Annotated in this window: 11 protein-coding genes; 7 read left to right on the forward strand and 4 right to left on the reverse strand. The window is 66.9% G+C overall.

What is annotated here, in order from left to right; all coding sequences use genetic code 11:
* Window positions 1-7: 7 nt before the first annotated feature.
* On the forward strand, window positions 8-637 hold the full coding sequence (locus ABZX10_RS21775; RefSeq protein ID WP_355545026.1) for a DUF4190 domain-containing protein: 630 nt from the start codon (window positions 8-10) through the stop codon (window positions 635-637).
* Window positions 638-782: 145 nt separating this feature from the next.
* Here the strand turns inward: ABZX10_RS21775 and ABZX10_RS21780 are convergent, their stop codons facing one another.
* Window positions 783-1049 (reverse strand): hypothetical protein, encoded by a 267-nt coding sequence (locus ABZX10_RS21780; RefSeq protein ID WP_355545074.1) that lies wholly within the window; start codon window positions 1047-1049, stop codon window positions 783-785.
* On the opposite strand from ABZX10_RS21780, the gene ABZX10_RS21785 reads away from it, so the two are divergent.
* From ABZX10_RS21785 to ABZX10_RS21800, 4 genes are all read left to right on the forward strand, one after another.
* On the forward strand, window positions 955-1152 hold the full coding sequence (locus ABZX10_RS21785) for a hypothetical protein (RefSeq protein ID WP_355545071.1): 198 nt from the start codon (window positions 955-957) through the stop codon (window positions 1150-1152). The two genes, ABZX10_RS21780 and ABZX10_RS21785, sit on opposite strands and share 95 nt — an antisense overlap.
* The gene (locus ABZX10_RS21790) at window positions 1101-1379 is read left to right on the forward strand and encodes a hypothetical protein (RefSeq protein WP_355545077.1); all 279 of its coding nucleotides are present in this window, start codon (window positions 1101-1103) and stop codon (window positions 1377-1379) included. Before ABZX10_RS21785 ends, ABZX10_RS21790 begins: the two co-directional genes overlap by 52 nt.
* Before the next feature lie 317 nt (window positions 1380-1696).
* Entirely contained in the window at window positions 1697-2293 is a 597-nt protein-coding gene (locus tag ABZX10_RS21795) for a hypothetical protein (protein ID WP_355545029.1), read from the forward strand.
* A gap of 162 nt (window positions 2294-2455) precedes the next feature.
* A complete protein-coding gene (locus tag ABZX10_RS21800) occupies window positions 2456-2647 on the forward strand; it encodes an addiction module antidote protein, HigA family (RefSeq protein ID WP_355545032.1) in 192 nt (63 codons plus the stop codon).
* A 215-nt stretch (window positions 2648-2862) separates the two neighbouring features.
* On the opposite strand, the gene ABZX10_RS21805 is transcribed toward ABZX10_RS21800, so the two are convergent.
* Together ABZX10_RS21805 and ABZX10_RS21810 are read right to left on the reverse strand one after the other, a co-directional pair.
* Window positions 2863-3549 (reverse strand): DUF899 family protein, encoded by a 687-nt coding sequence (locus tag ABZX10_RS21805; protein WP_355545035.1) that lies wholly within the window; start codon window positions 3547-3549, stop codon window positions 2863-2865.
* Window positions 3550-3584: 35 nt separating this feature from the next.
* Entirely contained in the window at window positions 3585-4118 is a 534-nt protein-coding gene (locus ABZX10_RS21810) for a pyridoxamine 5'-phosphate oxidase family protein (protein ID WP_355545038.1), read from the reverse strand.
* Between the two features lie 54 nt (window positions 4119-4172).
* On the opposite strand from ABZX10_RS21810, the gene ABZX10_RS21815 reads away from it, so the two are divergent.
* Both ABZX10_RS21815 and ABZX10_RS21820 read left to right on the forward strand, forming a co-directional pair.
* Window positions 4173-4772, forward strand: coding sequence for a TetR/AcrR family transcriptional regulator (locus ABZX10_RS21815; RefSeq protein ID WP_355545040.1), 600 nt, complete (start codon window positions 4173-4175; stop codon window positions 4770-4772).
* Between the two features lie 24 nt (window positions 4773-4796).
* Window positions 4797-5624 carry an SDR family NAD(P)-dependent oxidoreductase gene (locus ABZX10_RS21820; protein ID WP_355545043.1) on the forward strand — a complete coding sequence of 276 codons (828 nt, stop codon included), beginning with the start codon at window positions 4797-4799 and terminating at the stop codon, window positions 5622-5624.
* Here ABZX10_RS21820 and ABZX10_RS21825 read toward each other — a convergent pair.
* Window positions 5591-6544: ATP-binding cassette domain-containing protein (locus ABZX10_RS21825; protein WP_355545046.1), on the reverse strand; the 954-nt coding region annotated here is incomplete at its 5' end. The two genes, ABZX10_RS21820 and ABZX10_RS21825, sit on opposite strands and share 34 nt — an antisense overlap.

Genomic DNA, 6544 nt, shown 5'->3' on the forward strand with positions numbered 1-6544 from the left:
TATCCACGTGGCGAGCGTTCCTGTGGCTTCCGGTGATTTCTACCCCGAGGTAGATCATCCGTTCAGACGATTGTCGAAGCCAACCTGCCCTGGTTACCATCGGCCGGTGCATCCATCGATCGAGCAGAAACCGCAATCGTCTCGTCCCGCCGGTCCATTGACGGCGGTATGGTTCGCGCTACTCATCGGGGGCGCGCTAGCGCTGATCGCGAGCGCGCTCGTGCCGAAGGTCGAGCTGTCCGTCGGCAGCGCGACACTGGGTGTCTTCCTGATCGTTGCGGGCATACTTGTCCGCAGGACGTCGCGCAATGCACCCACCGACGGGTCGACGTCCGGCACCGCTTCGCTCACGACCCCCGTCCTCGTAGGACACACCGCGACCGGCGAACCGGTCTACGCCAACCCCGCAAGCACCTCCACGAACACCATGGCGATCCTCGCCCTCTGCTTCGGCGTCATGGGCGGGATTCTTGGGATCGTGTTCGGCCACATCGCTTTGAGCCAGATCAAGCGCACCGGCGAGCAGGGTCGCGGCATGGCGATCGCCGGACTAGTCCTCGGCTACATCGCGCTCGCGGCCACCATCGCCTGGTTCATCTTCCTGGCGGTCTTTCTCAATTCGATCCACTCGTACTGACCACACACCTTTCGACCACAACAACTCATCGCGAAAACTTGTCAGTGGGCCGCCGTATCATGAATCTATGAACTAAACACAGCCACATGCCTTTGACGACAAGGTCTTCGAACCTCCCGACCTGTCCGTCACCGCCCGCCTCAGTTCAATAGAACGTGCCCGATGTCGCGTTGTGTTCGAAGAATACGCGCTGGCAGTGGAGCTGCTGCGGGAGCGGGTCACCGAGCGGATCGCTGCCGGGCTCTCGCAGGTGGGAGATCGGCATCTCAGCGGAGATCGCGCTGGCGCTGCGGATGTCGGTGGCGCGAGCGAAGTCTCTGCTCTCGCGGACCCGGGAGCTGCACACGAATCTTCCGCACACCAAGCAACGGTTCGGCGAGGGCGAGTTGTCGCCCGAGGCGGTACCGGTCATCGTCCATGGACTATCCCACCTCGATGCGGACGTGCGCCGCAGGCCGACGAGATGCTGTGCGCGGATCCCGCGACGACCAAGAGCCTCGGCTTCGGCCGGCTGAAGGACCTGGTGCAGAAGATCGCGTACGAGCTGGATCCCCAGGGCACACTGCAACGGATCGCCAGTGCCGAGAAGGACCGCCGCGTCACCATCCGCCCGCTCCCGGAGGGGATGGCACGGGTCTCGCTGCTGCTTCCCATGGCGCACGGGTCGGCGCCTACGCCGCACCAAAGAAGGCCGCGGGCGCGCTGGTCGGGGTCGACCAAAGTTGTTGCGGGTGTCGTCTGATCAGACGACAGTCCAGGCGGTCCGCCGGCAAATTCCTGCCGCGAACCGTATGCTCCTCTCGAACTCTATAAACGAGAACGTCGCCGGGAGAGCACCCAAGGAGTCTAGCTAGTGACAAACAGTAAGGAACGCACTGCTAGGTGCGTTGTCATTGCGATAGCGATTGTTGTTGCGGCCGCGGTTGGGTTGTTTAGAGTTCGCACTACGAACGACGACTTCGACAATGCAGACAAGGCTGAAGCAGACAATTCACTAGAGGTGAAGGACCGGCCGTTAATATCCTGCTAGATTGACGTTCGAGGAGGTGAGAAGACCAGGTGAGCGTGTTCGATAGCCACGTGGCGCGCGTAGGGGCGATAGTGTCGCTGGTGGGCGGCCTGATCACCGCTGCAGCGTTTTTCGGGGTGGACAAGTTCAGCGACTTCTTCTCAGACTCGGCGGAGTCGTCAACCGCTGCCGCGCCGATGAAGGTTGGCCACAGCTTCCGGGCAGAGATTCTCGGGCGGTTTAGCGACGCGGACGGTTGGGGTATCGGCGACTGGCAGCGAAGCTTGACCGTCGCGCCAAGTGACAAAGTAGCCATCCGGGTCGAGTTTCAAAACACGGGTGCGGTGGTCGAGCGAGACGTTCGGCTGAAGGCGACCCTCTACACCGGAATGAACTTGGTCGAGGGTTCAACCTGGTTCAAAGCGCCAGATGACCAGGATCCCACTGCATTCACGGCCGACCCCATGGACGACGATGGCGTCGATATCGGCGACTATGCGTTCCAGGTCAACTCGTTCACGTACTTCGCGATCGACGTCGGCACCAAGACGTGCGGCCAGATTGCGATTCGTACGGTACTCGTCGCGGGTGATAGCTACGTTCAAGCTGAGCTGCCCTTGAATATCAAAGGTAAATCGTGCGGCTGACTCCAGGAACCTTACGTTCCGTGTAGAAATTACTACATCTATTGTGAGTTACAACAGCGGTATACCATTTATTGGAGCCACAAATCATGCCATACAAGGACACTCTCAGAATGAATAGTAACCACGTGAGAACGAAGACCCGTAGTTGACCAAGCGGCCGGGGTGCCGCTGCCTCGGATCAACGCCATCGTCAACGCGAAGCGTTCGCTCACCGCCGACACAGGACTGCGGATTTCCCGCGCCCTCGGACTGTCCGAGATGTACTGGATCACCATGCAAGCGCGGTACGACGCGGATCTGGCGCGGGCACTGATCGCGGACGAACTGGCCGCGATCACACCGCTCACGGGCTGACCACCCCGGACAGACGGAAGCCCCCTCCGGGCGTGGACATCACGCGCCGGAGGGGGCTCCGCTATTCCAGGTGGGCGACCGCCGTCAGGCGGCGGCCACCTCCTCAGTCCTGAAATTCACCATTTCTCGGACCACCTCCTTTCGTTTGACCTCTTCGACGCTACGCCCGCGCGGCACCGTCGGCAACGGAATTATCCGGACAGCGAAAACACAGGTCAGGAGGTCTTCTCGCCGTACCACTCGGCGAACTGCTTCGACGATGCCCAGCGCGAGTAGGTGGGGCCCTGGGGCCAGCCCTCGGGGGCGTCCTGCCACTCCTCCTGGCGGCCGTAGGGCAGCACGTCGAGCAGGCCGAAGGTGTAGGAGACCTGCTCGGCACCGCGACTGAAGGTCTGCCACACGTGGTAGACCGTCTCGCCGTCGCGGACGAAGGTGTTGTAGGCGAAGCCGCCGCCGGGAGGGGCCCCGACCTCGGTCCCGAAGTCCGAGCCCGCCGTCGAGTACCACGTCATGGTGTTGCCGACGCGCTTCTTGTAGGCGAGCACCTCGTCCATCGGGCCGTTGGTGATCACGACCATCCGTGCGTCCCAGTTCCCCAGGAACTCCGTGCGCGCGTAATGCGCTGTGACACCGGTGCATCCGGGACACTGCCACTCGTTGCCGTCGGTCCACATGTGATGGTAGGTGATGAGCTGGCTCGTGCCGTCGAAGACGTCCGCAAGGCTCACCTCGGAGCCGTCCTCGGCGATCAGCCGGTACTCGGGCAGCTGCACCGCGGGCAGCCGCCGGCGCTGCGCGGCGATGGCGTCGAGCTCGCGGGTGGCGGCCTTCTCGCGGGCGCGCAACTCGTCGATCTGCTGCTGCCAGGTGTCCCGGTCGACGACGGGTGGAATGGCGGTCATGGTGTTTCCTCTCCGGTGGCGGGGCTGACGGAAGATCAGGGGCGGTAGCGGGTCTGGGCGAATTCGTCGCCGCGGACGAACGACAGGACCTTGGCGGGGCGGACCCCGAAGACGGGCAGCGAGGCGGCGTCCGGATTCGGGGCCTGCCCGTCGGTGCGGTGCCGGAAGCCCTCGTCGTCCACGTCGTAGGGCCAGTCGAGCCGGGACTCCCACATCCGCGCGAGCGTCTCCAGCACGGCGCGATCGGTGCACCGTTCCGCGGAGCCCTCCACCGTGACGTCGTGCCCGCGCAGGTACTCGTTGCTCCCGGTGGTGAGCACGCAGCGCGGATTCCGCGCCAGGTTCACGGCCTTCTGTTCCTCCCACCCGGTCACGAAGTACAACGCACCCCCGAGCCACATCGCCGGCAGCGGACAGACATGCGGGCTGCCGTCGGCACGCACGGTGCTGAGCCAGAACATCTCGGCGTCGTCCAGGATCCGCTCCACCTCCGCCCACGGTGTGGCGACGGCTCCCGGAGTGCTGAAGCCGGTATGGAGAACCGGAACGGGTCCGATGCTGGTGGTCATGGCGACTCCTCGTATGTTCACAGCGTCCACATCTGTTATGTTCACACCGTACACTTGAGTGGCAGGGGACACAAGGGCATGGCGTACCACCACGGCGACCTCGCACAGGCGCTCGTCGACGCGGGACTCGAGGTCACGCGCGCCGGCGGACCGTCGGCGTTGACCATCCGCGAGGTCACCCGTCGCGTCGGGGTGAGTCCGAACGCCGCCTACCGCCACTTCCCCGACCGCCTCGCCCTGCTCCGCGCCGTCAGCGCCGCGATCCAGCAGCGCATGGCCGACGCGATGCCCGTCCACGCGGACCAGGGACCGCGGGACCGCCTGCGCGCGGTGGGCCTCGGCTACATCGCCTTCGCGCTCGCCGAGCCCGGGTGGTTCTCGGTCTGCTTCTTCGGCGACGAGGCCCCAGATCCCGAGTCGCTGAGCGGCATTCCGCCGTACGTAGCGCTGTCGGACTCGCTCGACCTCATGGTGCACGCGGGGCTGTTGCGCCCGGAGGCCCGACGGTCCGCGACCTGGTCCTGCTGGTCGATGGTGCACGGCTTCGCCGAGATGGCGCTGCGGGGGCCGCTGCACCACCTCCCGGGCGATCAGCAGTGGCCGCTGGCCGAGGCCGCCGTCGACACCGCGATCGCCGGAATCCTGCGCGACTGAACCGCGAGGGGCACGATGGGAGGCATGACCGATTCCCCCGTGTGGCTGGTGACCGGAGCGTCCAAGGGCATCGGGCTGGAGGTGGTGAGAGCCGCGCTCGCGAGCGGCGCCCGGGTCGCGGCCACCACGCGCAGCCCCGAGAAGCTCTCCGCCGAGTTGCCGGATCCGAACCTACTGGCGCTCGCCGTCGACCTCTCCGACGACCACGACGTGCGCCGCGCCGTCGCCCAGGTGCAGACGGAGTTCGGGTACATCGACGTGCTCGTCAACAATGCGGGGTACTCGCTGCTCGGCGCGGTCGAGGAGGTCCCGCTCGCGGACGTGCGGGCCAACTTCGACATCAACGTCTTCGGCGTCCTGACGATGATCCAGGCGGTGCTGCCGGGCATGCGCGACCGGGGCTCCGGCCGGATCCTCAACCTCGCGTCGATCTCCGCGAGCGTCACCGGCCCGGCGCAGGGGATCTACAGTGCGTCCAAGGCCGCCGTCCTCATGCTCACCGAGGCGCTCGACGCCGAGATCGCCCCGCTCGGCCTGCGCGCCACGGCGATCTGCCCGGGCGGCGTGCGCACCGACTTCCTCGACGCCTCGTCGACGCGCCGGCCCGAGGTCACGATTCCGGGCTACGACTCGGTGGCGCGCACGCTCGCGGCGCTGGACCGGCTCAATCACAACCAGGGCGGCGACCCGGCGCGACTGGCCCGCACCCTGGTGCAGATCGCCGCCCTGCCCGATCCACCGTCCCGGATCTACCTGGGAACCGATGCGCTGCACGCGATCGCGCACAAGTCCGACGAGGTCCGCGCCGACGCGGAGCGCTACGCCGACCTGAGCCGCTCGATCACCAGCTGACGCACGCCGGCGGGCGGGGCCGCATGCCCCGCGACCACCACCGTCCGGCCCGGGAACAGCCCGCCCGGATCCAGGATCGCGGCCAGCAGCCGGGACGCGTCCGCCCGGTCCAGGTGCTCCGTCGGCTCATCCAGCAGGACGACGGCGACGTCGCTCACCAGGGCCCGCGCCAGCAACAGCCGACGTCGCTGGCCGCCCGACAACGAGTCCGCGCCGTGCTCGAGCGCGGTTCGGACGCCGTCGGGGAGGGAGTCCATCCACTCTCCCAGCCCCACTCGCCGTAGCGCGGCATCGATCTCCGCCTCGGTCGCGTCACCGCGCGCCACCCGCACGTTCTCGGCCACCGTCGTCGCGAAGACGTGCGCCGCCTCGCCGAAGAAGCCCACGGCCGTGGGCAGATCGGCCAACGTCGATGCAGGCGCGCCGTCGACGAGCACCTCGCCACCGCGAGCGTCGAGACCGGCGAGGGCGAGCAGCAACGTCGTCTTGCCCGCGCCGGATTCGCCCCGCACGACGAGCCGGTCGCCCGGTGCCAGCTCCAGGTCGCCCAGTCGGAGCGCGGGATGCACGGATACCGAAGCGGTTCCGGACAGCGCCACGGGTAGCGTCAGCAGGGGAGCGATCCTCCCGGCCGCGTCGACGGAGCGGACGTACTGCCGGGCCGCATCGGGCAGCGTCGATACCGCCTCGAAGGCGCTCAGCGGCAGCAGGATCAGGATGCCGAGCGTCGTGGCGTCCACGGCGCCGGCGCGCGTGCCGGCGAACAGCAGCGCGGCGATCGCCGCGAGCCCGACGGCCAGCGGCACGGCCGCGTCCGCGAGCGCGCCGGCGCGCGCGGCCCCGTCGGCGGCGGCCCCCATCGGAAGGGCGGCGGGGTTGGTAAGAGTGTAATTATAGAGGTGTATATATATGGGGTGGCC

Origin of the sequence: Tsukamurella sp. NPDC003166 (assembly GCF_040611135.1) — a bacterium.
Lineage (GTDB): Bacteria > Actinomycetota > Actinomycetes > Mycobacteriales > Mycobacteriaceae > Tsukamurella.